Source organism: Pseudomonadota bacterium (assembly GCA_013285445.1).
GTDB lineage: Bacteria > Pseudomonadota > Gammaproteobacteria > Xanthomonadales > Wenzhouxiangellaceae > Wenzhouxiangella.
This window is the reverse complement of the sequence record CP053448.1, coordinates 1,261,217-1,279,697: the sequence shown is the minus strand read 5'-3', so window position 1 is coordinate 1,279,697 and position 18,481 is coordinate 1,261,217. Positions and strand designations below refer to the sequence as shown.

Here is an 18,481-nt window from a genome sequence, read left to right as displayed (position 1 = left end):
CGTGACATTCCGGTTACACCGAGCCGCTGCGGCGCAGACTGGCTGCATCGCACAGGCGCTCGGCCGGGAAGACGCAGGCAAAGCGACTGCCCTGGCCCGGCTCGGATTCCACGTCCAGGTGCGCTCCGTGGCGCTTGAGCACATGCTTGACGATGGCCAGACCCAGGCCGGTTCCGCCATGCGCCCGGCTGTGCGCGCTGTTGACCCGGTAGAACCGCTGGGTAATGAACGGCAGGTGGCGGTGATCGATACCGATACCGCTGTCAGTGACCGTGAATACCGCGCCCCCGTCAGCGGTGTTGCGCCAGCTCACCTGCACCGGCCGTCCTTCATTGCTGTAGCGGAAGGCGTTGGATACCAGATTGGACAAGGCGCTATAGAGCTCGTTTTCTACGCCCTTCAGACCTGGCCTGCCGTCGATTTCAAGGTTCAGCGGGTGCGCGCCAGCGTCGGCGAGCTCGGCATCGCTGCACAGGCGACGAATCAGCGCCGGCATATCAACGATCTGATCGGTTGGCGCGTCGACCTCCTCGGTTTCAAGGCGCGACAGTTCCAGCAGATCGTTGACCAGGTTGTTCATGCGCTGACACTGCGCCCGCATCTGCCGGACCGGCTGACGCCATCCGGCATCCAGGTCGCGATCCTCCGCCATCGAGTCAAGATAGCCACCGAGCACGGTCAGGGGCGAACGCAGCTCGTGTGATGCGTTGGCCACGAAATCGCGGCGCATGGCCTGCAGGCGGTGCAGCCGGGTCACGTCCCGGATCAGCAGCAGGTACTGCTGTCGGCCGTAGGGCACCATCCTGAGCAGCAGCCGGCGCGTCTCGTCGACCGGCGAACGAATCTCGATGACGGCGTCGAAGTCACCGGCCTGGATGAAGCCGAGAAAACGCGGGCTGCGGATGAGGTTGGTGACCGGCTGCCCAAGATCCCGACGTGGCTCGAGCCGCACCAGTCGGCAGGCCGCCTGGTTGCACCACAGGATCCGGTACTCCTGATCGAGCACCAGGGTGCCGTCGGGCATCGCGGCAGTCGCCTCGCGAAACTCGCGCAGAACCGCGGTCAGCCGCTGCTTGCTGCGATGCTGGCGCTGCCGCAGCCGGTAGTAGTCGTCGAAGATATATCCCCAGATGCCCGAGGCGGTGGGCGGGCTGCGGCGGCGGCTGCGCAACCAGACGTTGAGTCGATAGAGCTGGTAGGTCCAGCGGGCCAGAAACACGGCCAGGGCCAGCAGCATGAACCAGGCCAGATGACCGAACCACGCACCCAGCAGGAGCGCAGCCAGCAGCCCGGCGCCGAAAACGCCGAGCTCGCCGAGCCAGGCCCGCGATAGCATCAGCCGCTCGCGCTGACCGAGAACCGGTAGCCGGCGCCGCGCACGGTCTGGATGTAGCGGTCGAAACCGAACGGCGCCAGCGCCTTGCGCAGACGCAGGATGTGCACGTCGACCGTGCGTTCCTCGATATAGACGCCGCCACCCCAGACGTAGTCGAGCAGCCGGTTGCGGGAATACACGCGGTCCTGGTGGGTCATGAAGAACTTGAGCATGCGGAACTCGGTCGGTCCGAGCTCGATCGGCCGGCCGTTGCCGGTGACGCGATGGCTGGCGGTATTGAGCACCAGCCCGTCGGCCTCGATTTCCTCATCGGCCCCGCCCGGCGCGGCCCGGCGCAGTAGCGCGTTGATCCGGGCAATCAGCTCGCGCGCACCGAACGGCTTGGTGATGTAGTCGTCAACGCCGCTGTCAAGCCCGCGCACCTTGTCGTCCTCCATGGTGCGCGCGGTCAGCATGATGATCGGCAAATCGCGGGTGACTTCATCGCGCCGCAGGCTGCGTGCCAGCTCGATTCCGCTGGTATCGGGCAACATCCAGTCGAGCAGCAGCAAGTCCGGCCGGTCTTCAGCAATCCTGACCCGCGCACTCTGGCAGTCACCCGCCTCGATCACCCGGAATCCGGCACGATCGAGGTTGAACGCGATCATGTCGCGAATGGCTTCGTCATCTTCGACCGCCAGAATGGTCTGCATGTTCATGGCACCGGTCCCGCTGGTTGGCTGCCATCATTGCAGCAGCGTCATGTGACATTTACATGACACCTCAATGACAGACCGTTGACGCCAGCCAATCCATTATACCGGTCTAACCGCCGATCCGCGCGCCAGTCAACGTCCTGACCGGTAGTGCTCGAGGGCGCCTTCAAGCTGCTCACGCACCAGCTGACGCAGGGACGCCGGCTCAAGCAGTTCGACATCGGCGCCATAGCGCAGAATCTCCATGACCAGCTCGCGCGGACTGCCGAACGGCACGCTGAGCTCGAAGCGGCCGTCGTCCAGCCACTGGCCCTGCTGCTGCGGGTGCCACATCTCGTCGGCGGCCCAGCGGGCCGCCTCGGCGCTGAAACGCAATGTTGCGACTTCTCGCGCCGGGCCGGAAAAAATCCCGAATGATTCGTCGAAGTGCTGCGCCATCGCTGTGTCCGGGATCTCCCGGGCAGCCTCCTCGAGCAGACGCATGTCCCGGATGCGCTCGAGCGCGAAGCTGCGCAGTCCCTCGGCCTGGTGACACCAGGCCTCGAGGTACCAGCGGTCGCGGTAGGCGGTCAGGCGCTGCGGCGAGACAATTCGTTCGCTGAGGTTGTCGCGTCGCCGACCGTGATAGCTCATCGCCAGGCGACGGCGCTGGAACAGGGCCTGAAACACCGTTTCAAACAGCGCCGCGGGCACCGGCCGACCGGCATCGTGCCGGATGTTGATACGCTCGGGATGGGCGGAAACATTCAGACCCTGCTGATCGAGCAACTGGTTGATGCGCGACTGCACGCCATCGAGCTCGTCTTCGAGCAGGCCGGGCTGAACATTGCCGAGAATATGGCGCGCGGTCAGTAGCGCCTGCAGCTCCTCGGGACTGATCCACAAGCCGGGCAGCTCGAAATGGCCGGCCAGGCTGCGATCGTAGTAGTAGCCGCGACTGTCCGGATCCTGCTCCAGCGGAGCCCCGAGGTGATCCCGCAGCTCACCGATCAGCCGGTACAGAGTTGCCTGACTGCAGCCGAGCTCGTCCATCAGCACCTGGCGCGTGATTGGGGTGCGCCGCTGGCGCAGGATGGCATGCAGATGATAGAGGCGCTCCCGCCGGCTCACCTGCAACCGGCCTCGCGGCAGGCCTGGCACAGCCCATAGATTTCGAGGACCTGGCGACTGGGGCGGAAGTGCTGATGTTCGGCGGCGTCACGCAGTTTGTGGGCCAGACCGGCATCGTGAATCTCGGTCACCGACTGGCAGGCGTCGCAGATCAGGAACTGGCCCTGATGAGACTCGGCCGGATGAAAGCAGCTGACGAAGGCGTTGAGTGACTCCAGCCGGTGGATAAAGTGATTGGCAAGCAGGAAATCCAGCGCGCGGTAGATCGTCGGTGGCGCGGCTTTGGGCTGCTCGTGCTTGAGCTCGTCGAGCAGATCATAGGCCTTGACCGGCCCTTCAGCGGCCAGGACCAGCTCCAGCACCCGGCGGCGCGTTGGCGTCAAACGCAGGCCGCGCTGCCTGCAGCGCTGCTCGACCTCTCGAATGACCTGGCCGGAATCCATGGGCGTCATTTTAGCAGGCGGGTGCCAGAGCCGGAGGAATGCAGGTCGCGGCCGCGCCATAACCGCGCTTCCGGCCTGTCTCAGTCACCAACCAGCGGAGCGCCGCTCAATCCCGGGCCGCCGCGCGGTCGGCGATGTAGGTCAATGCGCGATCGATACGCTTAAGCGTGCGCTCGCGGCCCACCAGCCACAGTGTCTTGTCGATTGACGGTGATTCGCCGTGGCCCATCAGGGCGACTCGCAGCGGCATGCCAATCTTGCCGAAGCCGATTTCCAGCTCATCGACGGTGGCCTGGACCGCGCCCTGGAGGTTTTCCGGCGACCAGTGCAGCAGTTCGGCCAGACGGCCACGCAGCACTTCCAGCGGTCGGCCGGCGACGGGGCGCAGATGTTTCTTTGCCGCACCGGCCTGGTAGTCGGCAAAGTCCTCGAAAAACGGCCGGCTCCGCTCGACCAGTTCGGTCAGGGTTTCGACCCGCTCGACCTGCACCGACAACAGGTCGGCCAGCGGCGGGCCATTCTCGGCGCGCAGACCGGCTCGCTGCAGGTGCCAGACCAGCTCCGAGTGCACCTGGTCACGGTCACCCTCGCGCAGGTAGTGCTGGTTGAGCCAGTTGAGTTTCGCGGTGTCGAAGCGCGAGGCCTTGTGATTGACCTCGGCGATATCGAACAGCTCGATCAATTCGTCCCGGGAGAACACTTCCTGGTCGCCGTGCGACCAGCCCAGGCGCGCCAGGTAGTTGATCATGGCGTCAGGCACGTAGCCCTGGTCACGGTAGCTCATCACGCTGACCGCACCGTGGCGCTTGGAAAGCCGCGCCCCGTCATCGCCCAGAATCATCGGCACATGGGCAAACGCCGGCGGCTCGATATCGAGCGCCCGGTACAGGTTGATCTGGCGCGGGGTGTTGTTGATATGGTCGTCACCCCGGATCACCAGGTTGATCGCCATGTCGGCGTCGTCGACCACAACCGCGAAATTGTAGGTCGGTGTGCCGTCAGCGCGCATGATGACCAGGTCATCGAGTTCGCTGTTGGCCACCTCGATGCGGCCACGCACGCGATCATCGAAGGCGACCGTGCCGCTGCCGGGATTGCGAAAGCGAATGACCGGATCGATGCCTTCGGGCACCTGGTCCAGATCGCGGCAGCGGCCATCGTAGCGCGGCTTCGCGCCCGCTGCCATGGCCCGTTCACGCAGCCGGTCCAGGCGCTCCCTGGAGCAGTAGCAGCGGTAGGCGTGACCGGATTGAAGCAGGCGATCGGCCTGTTCGCGATAACGTGGCATGCGCTCGCTCTGAAACAGCGGGCCCTCATCAGCATCCAGCCCGAGCCAGGCCATCCCGTCGATAATGGCCTGCACCGACGCGGCCGTCGAGCGCTCCCGGTCGGTATCCTCGATGCGCAGCACGAAGCTGCCGCCGGTCGCGCGTGCTTCCAGCCAGCAAAACAGGGCGGTGCGTGCGCCGCCGATATGCAGATATCCGGTCGGAGAGGGTGCAAACCGGGTACGAACGGGATCTCGCTTGCGCGCCATGACGCCGACCATCGGGAAAAGCGCATTAGTTTAGCAGAGCCTGACGGATGAGACGGCGCCCGAAATTCGCTATAAGGGGCGGACTGAACATCGTGGCGCAAGCAGATCGAAATGCCTTCAAACCGGATTGTTCACGACCCGACGGTGCCCGAATCCGGATGGCGTCGCCTGCGCCTGCTTGGCCGCTGGCTGCTGATCGCCGCGGTCATTGCACTGACCAGCACCTCGGGCGAGGAATCGCTGACTGATCTCGAGAAGATCCGCGCTCGCGGCAGCCTGGTCATGCTCACCGTCAACGGCGCATCAACCTATTACCTGGGCGCGGAAGGCGAAACCGGCTTCGAGTACGACATGGCGCTGGAATTCGCGCGCTACCTGGGAATTCCGCTGGAAGTGCGCACGGTCGCGACCATTGCCGACCTGATTCCGGCGTTGGCCGCCCACGAGGGCGATTTCATCGGCGCCAATCTGAGCGTGACGCCGAGGCGCCAGCAGCAGCTGCGTTTTGCCCCACCCTACCAGCGGGTGGTTCCCACCGTGGTCTATCGGCGCGACACGCCGCGCCCGGGCTCGCTCGAGGACCTGGCCGGCGGGCGTTTGGTCCTGCTTGATGGCACGGTCTACCCCTCGCTGCTGGCCGCGTCCAGTGTCGAAATCGAGCCCGACATCCTGCCCCACGCCAGTATCGAGGACATCTTCGAGGGGATTTCGGCCGAGGAATACGACTACACCATCATCGACTCGAACATTCTCGAGCTCAATCGTCGCTTTTTCCCGGCAATCCGGCCCGCATTCGAGGTCGGTCAGCCCTACCCGCTGGCCTGGGCCACGCTGCGCAGCGACGACGACAGCCTGGTGCAGCGCATGCGCGAGTTCTTCGCCATGACGCGGGAAAACAAGCTGATTGACCGGCTCGATGAACGCTACTACGGCCACATTGATCACTACGAGCCGGTCGGCACCTTCACCTTCATGCGCCAGGTACGCGAGCGCCTGCCCGGTCTTCGTCCGATGTTCGAGGATGCTGCGCGCCGTAACGGGCTCGACTGGCGCCTGCTTGCCGCGGTTGGCTACCAGGAGTCGCACTGGGATCCGGCAGCCGTCTCGCGAACGGGCGTGCGCGGCATCATGATGCTCACCCAGCGCACGGCGCGGCAGCTGGGCGTGGAAGACCGTACCGACCCAGAGCAAAGTATCGATGGCGGCGCGCGCTACCTGGCCTCGATGCTCGAGCGCGTTCCCGAGCGGATCGACTATCCCGACCGTCTCTGGCTGGCGCTGGCCGCCTACAACATCGGATTCGGTCATCTCGAGGACGCACGCGTGCTGACCGAGCGCCGGGGCGGCAACCCCGATCGCTGGGTCGATGTGCGCGAGGCCCTGCCGCTGCTGACCCAGGAGCGCTGGTACCGGCAGACCCGGTTCGGCTACGCGCGCGGCTACGAGCCGGTGCAGTATGTCGAGAACGTGCGCACCTTCTACGAGATCCTGCTGTGGCTGGAAAGCCGCGAGCACCCGGTGCTGGTCCAGTTCTGATGCAACTAGATGCAACTATTAAGGGGCTGTCCTAAGGCGGCAGCTGGTCAAGCCAGATACAGCAGCCGGCCGACTCGCGGATGGCATCAAGGCGCTGGCGATGTGCTGCCCGCTCGCTTTCGCTCGGGCGCTGGATGATCAGGCGCGCCGGATCGATCCCGCCGATATCACAGGCCGGGCCGGCCTCTGGCGCATCCGCTTCCAGCACCAGATCAACCTGGCCACCGGTCATGGCCAGATAGACCTCGGCGAGCAGCTCGGCGTCGAGCAGCGCGCCATGCAGATCGCGCCCTGAATTGTCGACATCGTAACGCTTGCACAATGCGTCCAGGCTCACGCGTTGCCCCGGGTGGAGTTCGCGGGCGAGCGCCAGCGTATCGAGGATGCGGACATGGTTTTCCAGGCGCCGATCCGGGCCGATCCGCGCCAGCTCGGCGTTAACGAAGCCGACGTCGAAGGCGGCGTTATGAATGACCAGCTCGGCGCCGTGGACGAAGTCGAGAAAATCATCGACGATATCGGCAAACCGCGGCTTGTCGGCCAGGAATGCGTTGGTGATGCCGTGAACCTCCAGGGCGCCTTCGTCGACCTCCCGCTCGGGATTGAGATAGACGTGATAATCGCGGCCGGTCAGACGGCGTTCATTCATCTCCAGGCAACCGATCTCGATGATGCGATGCCCTTCCTCGGGTTCCAGGCCGGTCGTTTCGGTATCAAGGATGATCTGGCGCATGGGTTCGGTTTTATCGCGCATGACGCCTGGCGGCCTCGCTGGCCAGCTGGTCGGCACGTTCGTTTTCCGGGTGGCCTGAATGACCCTTGACCCAGTCCCAGGCCACCTGGTGACGCTGCCGCGCCCGATCCAGACGTTGCCAGAGCCCGGCGTTCTTGACCGGCTTTTTTGAAGCCGTCTTCCAGCCGTTGCGCTTCCAGTTGACCATCCACTCGGTGATGCCCTTGCGGACGTACTGGGAGTCGGTGGTCAGAATCACCCGGCAGGGGCGTTTGAGGGATTCCAGCCCCTGGATTGCAGCCATCAGTTCCATGCGATTGTTGGTGGTCTCCGCCTCGCCGCCGGACAGTTCGCGCTCCTGGCCGTTCCAGCGAAGCAGCACACCCCAGCCACCCGGTCCTGGATTGCCCAGGCAGGCACCATCGGTCCAGATGTGCACCGTCTGGCTCACGCCGCCCGGCACTGGCTGAGCGCCGGGGTCCCGCGCACCATGCGCGGCTGACGAAAGCGAATCGGCTCGACTCGAGCCGGCTCGGAGGGCTTGCGCGCAACCAGCACCAGCACCGGCGTCAGACCGGGCACGAATCCGCGCAGCTGGCTTGCAGCCGGAACCGCCAGCTCGAAATGTCGACGCGCATGCATGACCTGGAGCTGCGGCCAGCTCGGCAAACCCAGCGCGTGCCGCCCGAGCTCGCGCCAGGCCAGGCGATGCCACGGATTGGCAGTTACCGAGACCAGTATCCCGCCGGGCCGCAACACACGGGCGATCTCGTCGAGCGGGTTGATGCGAATGCCCGGCTGCCAGACATGGCGCAGCAGCGCCGCCGGCACCGAGTTGTTCTCAAGCGGCAGTTCACCAAGCCCGGCGACAAACGGCCAGCGGCATCGACTGGCGTCGACCAGAATGCGGCAGCGCTCCAGCGGCAGTTCGGGGGAGGCACTCGCCGTTGGCGCCATTTCAAGCAGCCAGGGCACCCTGAAGGCGCCGAATCCGGCCTGCACCAGCCCGGTTTCAAGGCGCTGCAGGGCGGCGAAGCCGGCCGGCATGACAACAGCGTTAGAATGCAGCTCAGACACGTGCTGAAGGATACCAGAAGGAGGCCCAATTGCCGCCTGCCATCGAAGCCATTCCCGTCCTGGACACCAACTATGTCTGGGCGCTGCACGACCACGAACACGCCTTGCTGGTCGATCCCGGCGAGGCTGACGCCCCGCTGCAGTGGCTTTCGGACCGGAACCTGCAGCTCACGGCCGTGCTGATCACCCACCACCACTGGGATCACACCGGCGGCATCGACGGGATTGTCGGCGCACACCCGGTGCCCGTCTACGGGCCCGAAGACGGGCGCATCCCGCAGATCGACCGTGTCGTGGCCGAAGGCGATCGCGTCCGGCTCGCCGCGCCCGCCGTCGACTTCCAGGTGCTCAGCGTGCCCGGCCACACCAGCATTCACCTCGCCTTTTACGGCCACCGTCTGCTGTTGTGTGGCGATACGCTGTTCTCGGCCGGGTGCGGTCGACTGTTCGAGGGTACGGCCGAACAGATGCTGGAATCACTCGACCAGCTGGCTGCCCTGCCCGGTGACACCCGGGTGTGTTGCGCCCACGAATACACGCTGGATAACTGCCGCTTCGCGCTGAATGTCGAACCCGAAAACGAACGCCTGCGCCAGCGGGCCGAGGAAGCCCGCCGGCTGCGCGCGGCCCGGCGCATCACGCTGCCCTCGACGATCGAACAGGAAAACGCCATCAACCCCTTTCTGCGAGTGCGCGAAGCGACGGTCATCACTGCCGCCAACCAGCGCGAGCCGGGCACCGGGGATGATCCGGCGGCGGTTTTCGCCGCCATTCGCCGCTGGAAGGACTCCACCTGAACGACGGGCCGGGCGGCCCGGCCTGCGGCCAGTCGCACGGTCTCTCTGCCCCGGCGGGTCGGAACCAGGACGCCGGCATCGCTTGAAAGCCGCTTCGAAAGCCGCTAGGCTATACAATATCTTTCAATCGCGATAAAAGGATATAGCTATCGATCTGGACCTTGTCGGTCGCCACTGCAGCCTGCTTGGCGATGCCACGCGACTGCGGCTGCTGGCGCTGCTCGAGCAGGAAGAGCTGACCGTGGCCGAGCTGGCGCAGATCACGCGCCTGGCGCAGCCGCGTGTGTCCACGCACCTGGCGCGACTGCGGGAGGCCGGATTGGTCGTCGACCGGCGCGACGGCGTTTCAGTCTACTATCGCCTCGGCAATCCCGACGAGCAGCCCGAACTGCATCGCCTTTGGGCATTGCTGCGCGAAAGCCTGGATGACGGCCTGGTCGCGACCGATGCCGAGGCCCTACCCGGCGTCCTGGCCGAACGGGCCACCGGCCGCAACTGGCCCGACTCGGTGGCGGGCGACATGGAACGGCACTATTCCCCGGGTCGCACCTGGGAGGCCACGACACGGGCCCTGGTGCAGCTGTTGTCGCTGGGTCGGGTGCTTGATATCGCTTCCGGCGATGGCGTGATGGGCGAACTGCTGGCGCGCCGGGCCAGCCGCATTGACTGTATCGACCTGTCCGAAAAGGTCGTTGTTGCCGGTCGCGAGCGCGTAGCCGCCCACGAGCACGTGCACTTTCACCGCGGCGACATGCATGCCCTGCCCTTTGCCGACGGCAGTTTCGACACCGTGCTCATGATGCACGCGCTGACCTACAGCGACCGTCCCCAGCAGGCCCTGGGCGAGGCGGCGCGGGTGCTGGCGCCGGGCGGCCAGCTGGTTGGCGCGACCCTGCACCGGCATCGCCACACCAGCCAGGTCCGCACCTTCGGCCACGCCAACAACGGTTTCGCGCCGGCCCGGCTGGCCGAGCTCTGTGCCACGGCCGGACTGACCGTGGCCTTCTGCAAAGTCACCTCGATCGAAAGAAAAACGCCGAATTTCAGAATCATCACGCTACTGGCAGGAAAACCATGACCGCAATGAAATGGCACGATCCCGAGCGCGTTGACGCCCTCTGCGATGCGCTCGAACAGCGCATTCTCCTGCTCGACGGCGCCATGGGCACCATGATCCAGGCGGCCGGACTCGACGAGTCGGACTTCCGCGCCGAGCGGTTTGCCGGACACACCCACGACCTCAAGGGCAACAATGACCTGCTGACCCTGACCCGCCCGGAGCTGATCGTCGAGCTGCACAAGCAGTTCCTGGCCGTCGGCTGTGATCTGGTCGAGACCAACACCTTCAATGCCAACCGCATCAGCCAGGCCGACTATGCGCTGGAGAATCTGTCCGGGGAAATCAACCACGAAGCCGCCAAACTGGCCCGCCAGGCCTGCGACGAGGTAGCCGAACAAACGGGCCGCCCGCGCTATGTTGTCGGCGTTGTCGGGCCAACCAACCGGACCGCGTCGATCTCACCAGACGTGAGCAATCCCGGTTACCGCAACATCGATTTCGAAACGCTTGTCGAGGCCTATGCCGAGGCTGTACGCGGGCTGCTCGACGGCGGCGCCGACCTGATCATGATCGAAACGATTTTCGACACCCTCAACGCCAAGGCCGCCATCTATGCCGTATACGAGGAATTCGAGCGACGCCAGGCACGCTGGCCGCTGATGATTTCGGGCACGATCACCGACGCCTCGGGCCGCACGCTGTCCGGCCAGACACCGGAGGCCTTTTACTATTCGATTGTCCACGCCGAGCCGTTTTCGGTCGGATTCAACTGCGCGCTGGGCGCCGATCAGCTCAAGCCGCACGTCAAGGCACTGTCACGCGTGGCCGAGTGCCTGGTCAGTGCCCACCCCAACGCCGGCTTGCCCAACGAATTCGGCGAGTACGATCAAAGCCCGGAAGAGATGGCCGGAATCGTCAGTACCTATGCCGCCGATGGTCTGGTCAACATCATCGGTGGCTGCTGCGGCACCACACCGGATCACCTGAAAGCCATCAGACAGGCAGTTGATGGCCAGTCCCCCCGTCCCGTCCAGAAGCAGAAAGCGGCATGAACGAAGAAAGCAACCAGCATTCGCGCCACACCCGGTTGAGCGGCCTGGAGCCGCTGGTCATTACGCCGGAAATCAACTTCGTCAATGTCGGCGAACGCACCAACGTGACCGGCTCGGCCAGGTTCAAGCGCCTGATTGCCGAGGAGCGCTACGAGGAGGCGATCGAAGTCGCCCAGCAGCAGGTCGAGAACGGCGCCCAGATCATCGACATCAACATGGACGAAGGGCTGCTCGAGTCAAAGCAGGCCATGGTCGAATTCCTGCGGCTGATTGCCGCCGAGCCCGAAATCGCCCGCGTGCCTGTCATGATCGATTCTTCCAAGTGGGACATCATCGAGGCCGGTCTGCGCTGCCTGCAGGGCAAGGGCATTGTCAACTCGATCAGCCTCAAGGAAGGCGAGGAACAGTTTTTGCAACAGGCGCGCAGGATTCGCCGCTACGGCGCAGCCGTGGTGGTGATGGCATTCGACGAAAACGGCCAGGCCGACAACGCCGAACACATGGTGGACTGCCTGGCGCGGGCCTACCGGCTGCTGACCGAAAAAGCCGGCTACCCGCCTGAAGACATCATCTTCGACCCGAACATCTTTCCGGTCGCCACCGGCATCGAGGAGCATAACAACTACGGCGTCGAATTCATCGAGGCGACCCGACAGCTCAAGCAGCGCTTCCCGCACTGCCATGTCTCCGGCGGCGTGTCGAACCTCTCGTTCTCTTTTCGCGGCAACAGTCCGGTGCGCGAAGCGATGCACTCGGTGTTTCTCTACCATGCCACGAAGGCCGGTATGGACATGGGTATCGTCAACGCCGGCCAGCTGGAGGTCTACGACGACATCGACCCGGAACTGCGCGAGCTGGTCGAGGACGTCGTGCTCAATCGCCGTGATGATGCCACCGAGCGTTTGCTGGAGGCAGCCGAACGCTACAAGGGTGAGGGGAAACAGCAGGAAAAGGACGAGGCGTGGCGTGACCGGCCGGTGGCCGAGCGCCTCAAGTACTCGCTGGTCAAGGGCATCGACAAGTACGTCATCGAGGACACCGAAGAAGCCCGCCAGGAGCAGTCCAGCTCGCTGGAAGTGATCGAAGGGCCGCTGATGGACGGCATGAACCATGTCGGCGACCTGTTTGGCGACGGCAAGATGTTTCTGCCGCAGGTGGTCAAGTCGGCGCGCGTGATGAAAAAGGCAGTGGCCTATCTGGTGCCCTACCTGGAGGCCGAACAGACCACGCGCGAGAAGAAGGGCAAGGTGCTGCTGGCCACGGTCAAGGGCGACGTTCACGATATTGGCAAGAACATTGTCGGCGTGGTTCTGGCCTGCAACGGATTCGACGTGCACGACCTCGGCGTGATGGTCCCGGCCGAGAAGATTCTCGAGGAGGCGAAAAAGGAAGCGGTCGACATGATCGGCCTGTCCGGGCTGATCACGCCGTCGCTCGACGAAATGGTCAACGTAGCCGAAGCCATGAACGAGGCCAGGTTCGAGCTGCCCCTGCTGATCGGTGGCGCAACCACTTCGCGCGCTCACACCGCCCTGAAGATCGATCCCAGCTACGACGGCCCGGTCTGCTGGGTCAAGGATGCATCACGATCGGTCGACGTCGTGCGCAAGCTGTCGAGCAGGCAGCACCGCGACGGCTATGCAGCCGAGATCCGCTCCGACTACGAAAACTACCGGGAGCGCAGCAACAAGGGCAGGCAGCGCAAGCGACTGATTGACATTGACAAGGCACGCAGAAACGCGTTCCAGCCGGACTTCGATGCGTCCGCGCCGCAGCGTCCACGCCAGCCGGGCGTCCACGTGTTCGACGACTGGCCACTCGACGATCTGGTTCGCTACATCGACTGGACGCCCTTTTTCCAGACCTGGGAAATCAAGGGCCGTTACCCCGACATCCTGAACGACGAGCAAGCCGGGGAGGCAGCGCGCACGCTCTACGCCGATGGCCGGCAAATGCTCGAGCAAATTGTAGAAAACAGATGGCTGACAGCGCGCGCCATGTGCGCGCTTTGGCCGGCCGCCCGTGACGGCGACGACGTGTTGTTCTATACCGACGAGTCGCGTAATGCGGTGCTAGAACGCATGGTCATGCTGCGTCAGCAAGCCGACAAGCCGCGCGCCAACCTGTGCCTGGCCGACTTCGTGGCGCCGGCCGATAGCGGCATCGAGGACTGGGCCGGGCTGTTTGCGGTGACCACCGGTCTTGGCCTGGAGGACGCGCTCGAACAGTTTCCGAAAACCGACGACTACAGTCGCATTCTGCTGCAGTCGATGGCCGATCGCCTGGCCGAAGCGCTGGCCGAAGCCTTCCACGCCAGGGTGCGCCGGGTGCTGTGGGGTTACGCCGCCGATGAGGCGCTCGATAACGACGACCTGATCGCCGAACGCTATCACGGCATTCGCCCGGCGCCCGGATATCCAGCATGCCCGGACCACAGCGAAAAGGAAAAGCTGTTCCGTCTGCTCGATGTCACCGACAGGATCGGCGTGTCGCTGACCGAGGGATTTGCCATGAAACCGATGGCCGCGGTCAGCGGCTATTATTTCGCGCATCCCGAAAGCCGCTACTTCGTGGTCGGCAAGCTGGGACGCGACCAGGTCGAGGACTACGCCAGGCGCAAGGGCATTAGCATGGAACAGGCCGAAAAGTTCCTGCGGCCGAATCTGGATTACTGAGGTCGTTTGTCGCGGATGCGACCGCGACCGGTTGGGTGGCGGGACCGAATCATGGGTTCGTCGCGGATGCGACCGCGACCTACGGATCCGGGGCCCGTCCGGGCGAGCGTTTCGACCACCAATCCCACCCCACGCGCAGGTCGGGGCCGCGTCCCCGACGGACGAGATCTGGGGCCCGTCCCGACGCGCGATTTGACCACCAGTCCCACTCCGCGCGTAGGTCGGGGCCGCGTCCCCGACGGACGAGATCAGGGGCCCGTCCCGACGCGCGATTTGACCACCAGTCCCACCACGCGCGTAGGTCGGGGCCGCGTCCCCGACGGACGAGATCTCTGCCCCCCCCCTACCAGACCAGATCGTCGGGCACGGGCGGATAGTGACTGCCGTCGTCTTCCGGTTCCTCGCGGCCTTCCAGCCCGGGCACCAGATCCGGGGCGATGGCGCGATATTGCTCGAGCGTTTCAGGGGAGACGAGCAGGTAGGAACCGCGCAGGTTGACCACGCCGATCTGACCGTTGTTGAGCTGCTCGCGCTGTTCCGGCGTGCACATCACCCGACGAATGCGGCCAAGGTGTTCGAAGTACCGCGGCACTTCGGCATCCTTGCGATTGAGCGTGTTGCCACGGATGATTTCGTCGAGCTGCAGATTGCGCTTGCGCCGCGCTTCCTGCTCGGCCACGCGGCGCTGCTTGAGCTGCTCCTTTTCGCGGACCTCGGCCTGCCGTCGAGCGGCGTAGGCGCGCGCCAGGTCGGAAGACTCGCCGCCTGGACGGCCTGCACGCTTGCGACCTTTCGACGGCCTGCCGTGGGAAACCGAACGTTCCGGAGATCCACCCGAACGCCGGGGAGCGCCGGAGACGGCGCTCCGGCGCTGCTTTTTCCCGACCGATTCGGATTTCTCGGCCAGCCCCGCCTTGAGCAGGGCGTCCTGCAATGATCCCATGACTAAAAGCTCAAGGCACTGGCCAGGCGGGCCGGTTATTCGCCGTTGATTTCCAGCAACTCGACTTCGAACACGAGCGTGGAGTTCGGACCGATCGGACCGGGCCGGCCCTGCTCGCCGTAGGCCAGGTCTGCCGGGATGACGAACTCGTACTTGGCGCCTTCCTTCATCAGCTGAACGCCTTCCGTCCAGCCGGGGATGACCTGGTTGAGGGCAAAGGTTGCCGGCTCGCCCCGGTCATAGGAACTGTCGAACGGCGTGCCGTCGATCAGCGTCCCCTTGTAGTGAACCGTGACCCGATCGGTTTCTGCCGGGCTGGCACCGTCACCTTCCTCGATCACGCGATACTGCAGACCCGACTCGGTCTCGACCACGCCTTCGCGCTCACGATTCTGCGCCAGAAAGGCCTGACCCGCTTCGAGATTTCGTGCCGCATCTTCCTGACGCTGTTCTTCGAGCTGCTGCTGACGGCGCTGCATGAACGCGTCGCGCTCGGCCAGCGCCTGTTCTTCGGTCAGGAGGGTTTCCTCGCCAAGGTAGCTGGCGCGCAGCGCCTCGATGAGCAGGTCCAGGTCGAGCTCCAGGCCCTGATCGGCCAGCGAACTGCCAATATCCATGCCGATTGTGTAGCTCAAGCGCTCTTCCGGGGTTTCCAGATCATCGGCCAGCGCGGTCGTTGCAATGGCGGCCGTCAACAGCCCGCCCGCAAGAAATCGAACAATATTCATTGAATGCTCCATCCAGAGTGATTGAATCGCGAGTTGTCGACCACAGCAGTCGACCAGGAGTTCCAGAAACGTGCAGTCTAACAGATGCTTCACCGGCCCCCAACCAATCAGCGGGTAGACTGCCGGCCGAATTCGGGAGGGTTGACTCTGTCGTGGTGTTGTACTAGACTAATACACCAAGACGACAGACTATTCGAGGAGCACGCCATGTTGCCAATCGTCAAACACCGCACAATGCACATCCCGCACCGGGTTGCCCTTGTTGCCGCCTCGATTTGTCTGATCCTGTCGTTCACCGTCGAGCAGGTCGAGCGTGAAGACCGACTGAGCACCGGGCATGATGCGGCACCGTCAGTGGAACAATCCGTGCCGGCAGTCGATCCAGGCCCGATGGCCGAGAAGCCGGACATCCCGCCCGACAAACGGGGCCAACCCGATTATTCGCTGTCGCTGCTGCCCTGGTTTGCCGGGCCGGGGCGCCAATGATTGAGGCGCGCTGGGACGATAACCAGCCGATATACTGGCAGTTGCGTGAGCGCACCGTAGCCGCCATTCTCGATGGCACGCTGCCGGAAGGCCAGCCGTTGCCTTCGGTGCGACAGGTTGCCGTCGACTTCCAGATCAACCCGCTGACCGTCTCGAAGGCCTATCAGTCCCTGGTCGATGACAACCTGGTCGAGAAGCGTCGCGGCGTCGGCATGTTCGTGCGAAGTGGAGCGCGGCGGCAGCTGCTTGAAAGCGAACGCGCGCGTTTTCTCGAAGAGGAGTGGCCGCGACTGGCCGAGCGCATCGAGCAGCTGGGCCTGAGTCTCGATGATCTGATCAAACGCAGCAAGAACAGGGAGAAACCGCAATGATGCCAACCATTCGAGCGCGAAACCTGGTACGGCATTTTGGCCGCAATCGCGCCGTCGACGGCATTGACCTCGACATTCCGGCCGGACGCATCGTCGGCCTGATCGGGCCGAACGGCGCCGGCAAGACCACGGCGCTCAAGGCCATACTCGGACTGAGCCGCTTCCAGGGCGAACTGGAGGTGCTCGGGCTGCGCCCCGACCGGCAGCGGGACCGATTGATGCATGATGTGTGCTTTATCGCCGACGTAGCGGTTCTGCCGCGCTGGGCGCGGGTATGGCAAGTCATCGAGCTGACCGAGAAACTGCATCCCCGATTCTCCCGCGAGCAGTGCATGCATTACCTGGAGAACACCAAAATCCAGCTCAAAAGCCGCGTCAAGGCGCTTTCCAAAGGCATGGTCGTGCAGCTACACCTGGCCCTGGTCATGGCGATCGACGCCAAACTGCTGGTGCTTGACGAACCCACCCTGGGGCTCGACATCCTGTTCAGAAAACGTTTTTATTCGAACCTGCTCAACGAATACTTCGACGAGGAGCGCACCATTCTGATCACCACTCACCAGGTCGAGGAGGTCGAGCATATCCTGACCGATCTGCTGTTCATCAAGGACGGCAAGCTGGTGCTCAATGCCACCATGGATGATGTCTACGAGCGCTATACCGAAGTGATGGTCAAGCCTGGCCAGGTCGAGCAGGCACGTCAGCTCGGCCCGCTGCACGAACGAATCCTGTTCGGCCGCCATATCTTTCTGTATGACGAAGCCGATCGGTCGAAGCTCGCGGAGCTCGGGGAAATCCACCGACCCAGCGTGGCCGACCTGTTCGTTGCGCTGATGGGTGATGAAGCAAGCGGCAATCCCGCCGCGGAGGCCGCGGCATGAACGCGCGCTGGCCTGTCGTGCTGTGGTCGCTGCTGCGCCGGGAGTTCTGGGAAGGCCCGGGCGCATTCAAGTGGACGCCGATCGTGATTTTTGCGCTGACGCTGTTCTTCGTGCTGTTTGCTCTGGCGCTCGGGTCGAAGTTCGACAACGAAATGACCTACACCCTCGATGCCATTCGCCTGTTTGCCGACAGCCCGATTGACCAGCGCAGAATGGTTGTCAGTGGTTCGCTGTTTGCCTCGTCGGTGATTTATTTCCAGCTGATGGTGCTGATTCTGCTGTTTTATCTGTCCAGCTGTCTCTACGACGACCGCAAGGACCGCTCCATCCTGTTCTGGAAGTCACTGCCCGTATCCGACACCCTGACCGTTACCTCGAAGATCCTGACGGCCTGTCTGCTCGCCCCGGCGATCTACCTGGCCGCGGTTATCGCCACCCAACTGGCGTTGCTGATCATTGCCAGCCTGTTTGGCCTGGCGGCAGGCATCAATCCGTTCAGCGCCTTCTGGCTGCCGGCATCCCTGCCAAAGATGTGGTTCGTGATGGCCGTTGGACTGATCGTCCAGGCGCTGTGGCTGCTGCCCATCTATGCCTGGCTGGTGTTCTGTTCATCCTGGGCGCCCCGTGTGCCAATCCTGGTTGCGGTGACCATTCCGGCCACGATCGCTCTCGTCCAGCATGTCTGGAGCCTGCTGAGCGTGTTCAAACTGCCCGATTTCAATATCGGCTACATCATCCTCAAGCGTCTCGGCACCGGCATCATGCCGAACAGCATCGAGGGCCGGGTGGTGGGCACTCAAAGCGACTTCAGCGATTTTCAGTTCGGTGAGGAGGTGTTCATGAGTCTGCCGAACGTTCTCAGCTATCTGGCTCGGGTCGAGATGTGGATCGGCATCGGGATCGCGCTGATCCTGCTCGCCGGCGCAGTCTGGTTTCGCGGACGCGCAACCGATAGCTGAACAAGCGGTGACCCTGCTCGCCTGCCTGATACTGGCCGCGACGGCCTTGAGCGGATTCGCCG

19 protein-coding genes are annotated in these 18,481 nt (G+C 64.0%); 9 read left to right on the top strand and 10 right to left on the bottom strand.

Features of this window, described 5'->3' with window-relative positions:
- Nucleotides 1-13 precede the first annotated feature (13 nt).
- The 5 genes from phoR to gltX form a co-directional block, all read right to left on the bottom strand.
- Nucleotides 14-1,336 (bottom strand): phosphate regulon sensor histidine kinase PhoR, encoded by a 1,323-nt coding sequence (gene phoR / locus HND55_05800; protein QKK02211.1) that lies wholly within the window; start codon nt 1,334-1,336, stop codon nt 14-16.
- The gene (gene phoB, locus HND55_05795; protein QKK02210.1) at nt 1,336-2,034 is read right to left on the bottom strand and encodes a phosphate regulon transcriptional regulator PhoB; all 699 of its coding nucleotides are present in this window, start codon (nt 2,032-2,034) and stop codon (nt 1,336-1,338) included. The genes phoR and phoB overlap by 1 nt, the downstream gene beginning before the upstream one ends.
- A 129-nt stretch (nt 2,035-2,163) precedes the next feature.
- Nucleotides 2,164-3,141 (bottom strand): transcriptional regulator, encoded by a 978-nt coding sequence (locus HND55_05790; GenBank protein QKK02209.1) that lies wholly within the window; start codon nt 3,139-3,141, stop codon nt 2,164-2,166.
- Nucleotides 3,138-3,644, bottom strand: coding sequence for a transcriptional repressor (locus HND55_05785; GenBank protein QKK02208.1), 507 nt, complete (start codon nt 3,642-3,644; stop codon nt 3,138-3,140). Before HND55_05785 ends, HND55_05790 begins: the two co-directional genes overlap by 4 nt.
- Before the next feature lie 46 nt (nt 3,645-3,690).
- Nucleotides 3,691-5,121 (bottom strand): glutamate--tRNA ligase, encoded by a 1,431-nt coding sequence (gene gltX / locus HND55_05780; GenBank protein ID QKK02207.1) that lies wholly within the window; start codon nt 5,119-5,121, stop codon nt 3,691-3,693.
- A gap of 111 nt (nt 5,122-5,232) precedes the next feature.
- On the opposite strand from gltX, the gene mltF reads away from it, so the two are divergent.
- Entirely contained in the window at nt 5,233-6,657 is a 1,425-nt protein-coding gene (mltF, locus tag HND55_05775; GenBank protein ID QKK02206.1) for a membrane-bound lytic murein transglycosylase MltF, read from the top strand.
- A 31-nt stretch (nt 6,658-6,688) separates the two neighbouring features.
- Here the strand turns inward: mltF and dnaQ are convergent, their stop codons facing one another.
- From dnaQ to HND55_05760, 3 genes are read right to left on the bottom strand one after another with little or no spacing between them, the layout of a single operon-like run.
- Nucleotides 6,689-7,390, bottom strand: a complete 702-nt coding sequence (gene dnaQ, locus HND55_05770) for a DNA polymerase III subunit epsilon (protein ID QKK02205.1) — start codon at nt 7,388-7,390, stop codon at nt 6,689-6,691.
- Between the two features lie 10 nt (nt 7,391-7,400).
- A complete protein-coding gene (rnhA, locus tag HND55_05765) occupies nt 7,401-7,841 on the bottom strand; it encodes a ribonuclease HI (protein ID QKK02204.1) in 441 nt (146 codons plus the stop codon).
- Nucleotides 7,838-8,437 (bottom strand): class I SAM-dependent methyltransferase, encoded by a 600-nt coding sequence (locus tag HND55_05760; GenBank protein QKK02203.1) that lies wholly within the window; start codon nt 8,435-8,437, stop codon nt 7,838-7,840. Before HND55_05760 ends, rnhA begins: the two co-directional genes overlap by 4 nt.
- A 71-nt stretch (nt 8,438-8,508) precedes the next feature.
- On the opposite strand from HND55_05760, the gene gloB reads away from it, so the two are divergent.
- The 4 genes from gloB (at nt 8,509) to metH (ending at nt 14,051) form a co-directional block, all read left to right on the top strand.
- Nucleotides 8,509-9,264 carry a hydroxyacylglutathione hydrolase gene (gene gloB / locus HND55_05755; protein QKK04013.1) on the top strand — a complete coding sequence of 252 codons (756 nt, stop codon included), beginning with the start codon at nt 8,509-8,511 and terminating at the stop codon, nt 9,262-9,264.
- A gap of 148 nt (nt 9,265-9,412) precedes the next feature.
- Nucleotides 9,413-10,342: a metalloregulator ArsR/SmtB family transcription factor gene (locus tag HND55_05750; protein QKK04012.1), complete on the top strand. Its 930-nt coding sequence runs from the start codon at nt 9,413-9,415 to the stop codon at nt 10,340-10,342.
- The gene (locus tag HND55_05745; GenBank protein ID QKK02202.1) at nt 10,339-11,376 is read left to right on the top strand and encodes a 5-methyltetrahydrofolate--homocysteine methyltransferase; all 1,038 of its coding nucleotides are present in this window, start codon (nt 10,339-10,341) and stop codon (nt 11,374-11,376) included. Before HND55_05750 ends, HND55_05745 begins: the two co-directional genes overlap by 4 nt.
- Nucleotides 11,373-14,051, top strand: a complete 2,679-nt coding sequence (metH, locus tag HND55_05740; protein QKK02201.1) for a methionine synthase — start codon at nt 11,373-11,375, stop codon at nt 14,049-14,051. The genes HND55_05745 and metH overlap by 4 nt, the downstream gene beginning before the upstream one ends.
- 343 nt (nt 14,052-14,394) lie before the next feature.
- On the opposite strand, the gene HND55_05735 is transcribed toward metH, so the two are convergent.
- Together HND55_05735 and HND55_05730 are read right to left on the bottom strand one after the other, a co-directional pair.
- Complete coding sequence (locus tag HND55_05735) at nt 14,395-14,994, bottom strand: DUF2058 family protein (GenBank protein QKK02200.1); 600 nt, start codon at nt 14,992-14,994, stop codon at nt 14,395-14,397.
- A 35-nt stretch (nt 14,995-15,029) separates the two neighbouring features.
- Nucleotides 15,030-15,722 carry an FKBP-type peptidyl-prolyl cis-trans isomerase gene (locus HND55_05730; protein QKK02199.1) on the bottom strand — a complete coding sequence of 231 codons (693 nt, stop codon included), beginning with the start codon at nt 15,720-15,722 and terminating at the stop codon, nt 15,030-15,032.
- Between the two features lie 207 nt (nt 15,723-15,929).
- On the opposite strand from HND55_05730, the gene HND55_05725 reads away from it, so the two are divergent.
- From HND55_05725 to HND55_05710, 4 genes are read left to right on the top strand one after another with little or no spacing between them, the layout of a single operon-like run.
- Complete coding sequence (locus tag HND55_05725) at nt 15,930-16,208, top strand: hypothetical protein (protein QKK02198.1); 279 nt, start codon at nt 15,930-15,932, stop codon at nt 16,206-16,208.
- On the top strand, nt 16,208-16,579 hold the full coding sequence (locus tag HND55_05720; GenBank protein QKK04011.1) for a GntR family transcriptional regulator: 372 nt from the start codon (nt 16,208-16,210) through the stop codon (nt 16,577-16,579). Before HND55_05725 ends, HND55_05720 begins: the two co-directional genes overlap by 1 nt.
- On the top strand, nt 16,576-17,460 hold the full coding sequence (locus HND55_05715; GenBank protein QKK02197.1) for an ABC transporter ATP-binding protein: 885 nt from the start codon (nt 16,576-16,578) through the stop codon (nt 17,458-17,460). The genes HND55_05720 and HND55_05715 overlap by 4 nt, the downstream gene beginning before the upstream one ends.
- Nucleotides 17,457-18,419: a hypothetical protein gene (locus HND55_05710; protein ID QKK02196.1), complete on the top strand. Its 963-nt coding sequence runs from the start codon at nt 17,457-17,459 to the stop codon at nt 18,417-18,419. The genes HND55_05715 and HND55_05710 overlap by 4 nt, the downstream gene beginning before the upstream one ends.
- The last annotated feature ends 62 nt before the right edge of the window (nt 18,420-18,481 follow it).

Coding starts and splice junctions, on each gene's coding strand:
- phoR (QKK02211.1), bottom strand. CDS start 1,336: ATGCTATCGCGGGCCTGGCTCGGCGAGCTCGGCGTTTTCGGCGCCGGG.
- phoB (QKK02210.1), bottom strand. CDS start 2,034: ATGAACATGCAGACCATTCTGGCGGTCGAAGATGACGAAGCCATTCGC.
- HND55_05785 (QKK02208.1), bottom strand. CDS start 3,644: ATGGCGCGGCCGCGACCTGCATTCCTCCGGCTCTGGCACCCGCCTGCT.
- gltX (QKK02207.1), bottom strand. CDS start 5,121: ATGGCGCGCAAGCGAGATCCCGTTCGTACCCGGTTTGCACCCTCTCCG.
- mltF (QKK02206.1), top strand. CDS start 5,233: ATGCCTTCAAACCGGATTGTTCACGACCCGACGGTGCCCGAATCCGGA.
- dnaQ (QKK02205.1), bottom strand. CDS start 7,390: ATGCGCCAGATCATCCTTGATACCGAAACGACCGGCCTGGAACCCGAG.
- HND55_05760 (QKK02203.1), bottom strand. CDS start 8,437: ATGCCGGCCGGCTTCGCCGCCCTGCAGCGCCTTGAAACCGGGCTGGTG.
- HND55_05745 (QKK02202.1), top strand. CDS start 10,339: ATGACCGCAATGAAATGGCACGATCCCGAGCGCGTTGACGCCCTCTGC.
- metH (QKK02201.1), top strand. CDS start 11,373: ATGAACGAAGAAAGCAACCAGCATTCGCGCCACACCCGGTTGAGCGGC.
- HND55_05735 (QKK02200.1), bottom strand. CDS start 14,994: ATGGGATCATTGCAGGACGCCCTGCTCAAGGCGGGGCTGGCCGAGAAA.
- HND55_05730 (QKK02199.1), bottom strand. CDS start 15,722: ATGAATATTGTTCGATTTCTTGCGGGCGGGCTGTTGACGGCCGCCATT.
- HND55_05725 (QKK02198.1), top strand. CDS start 15,930: ATGTTGCCAATCGTCAAACACCGCACAATGCACATCCCGCACCGGGTT.
- HND55_05715 (QKK02197.1), top strand. CDS start 16,576: ATGATGCCAACCATTCGAGCGCGAAACCTGGTACGGCATTTTGGCCGC.
- HND55_05710 (QKK02196.1), top strand. CDS start 17,457: ATGAACGCGCGCTGGCCTGTCGTGCTGTGGTCGCTGCTGCGCCGGGAG.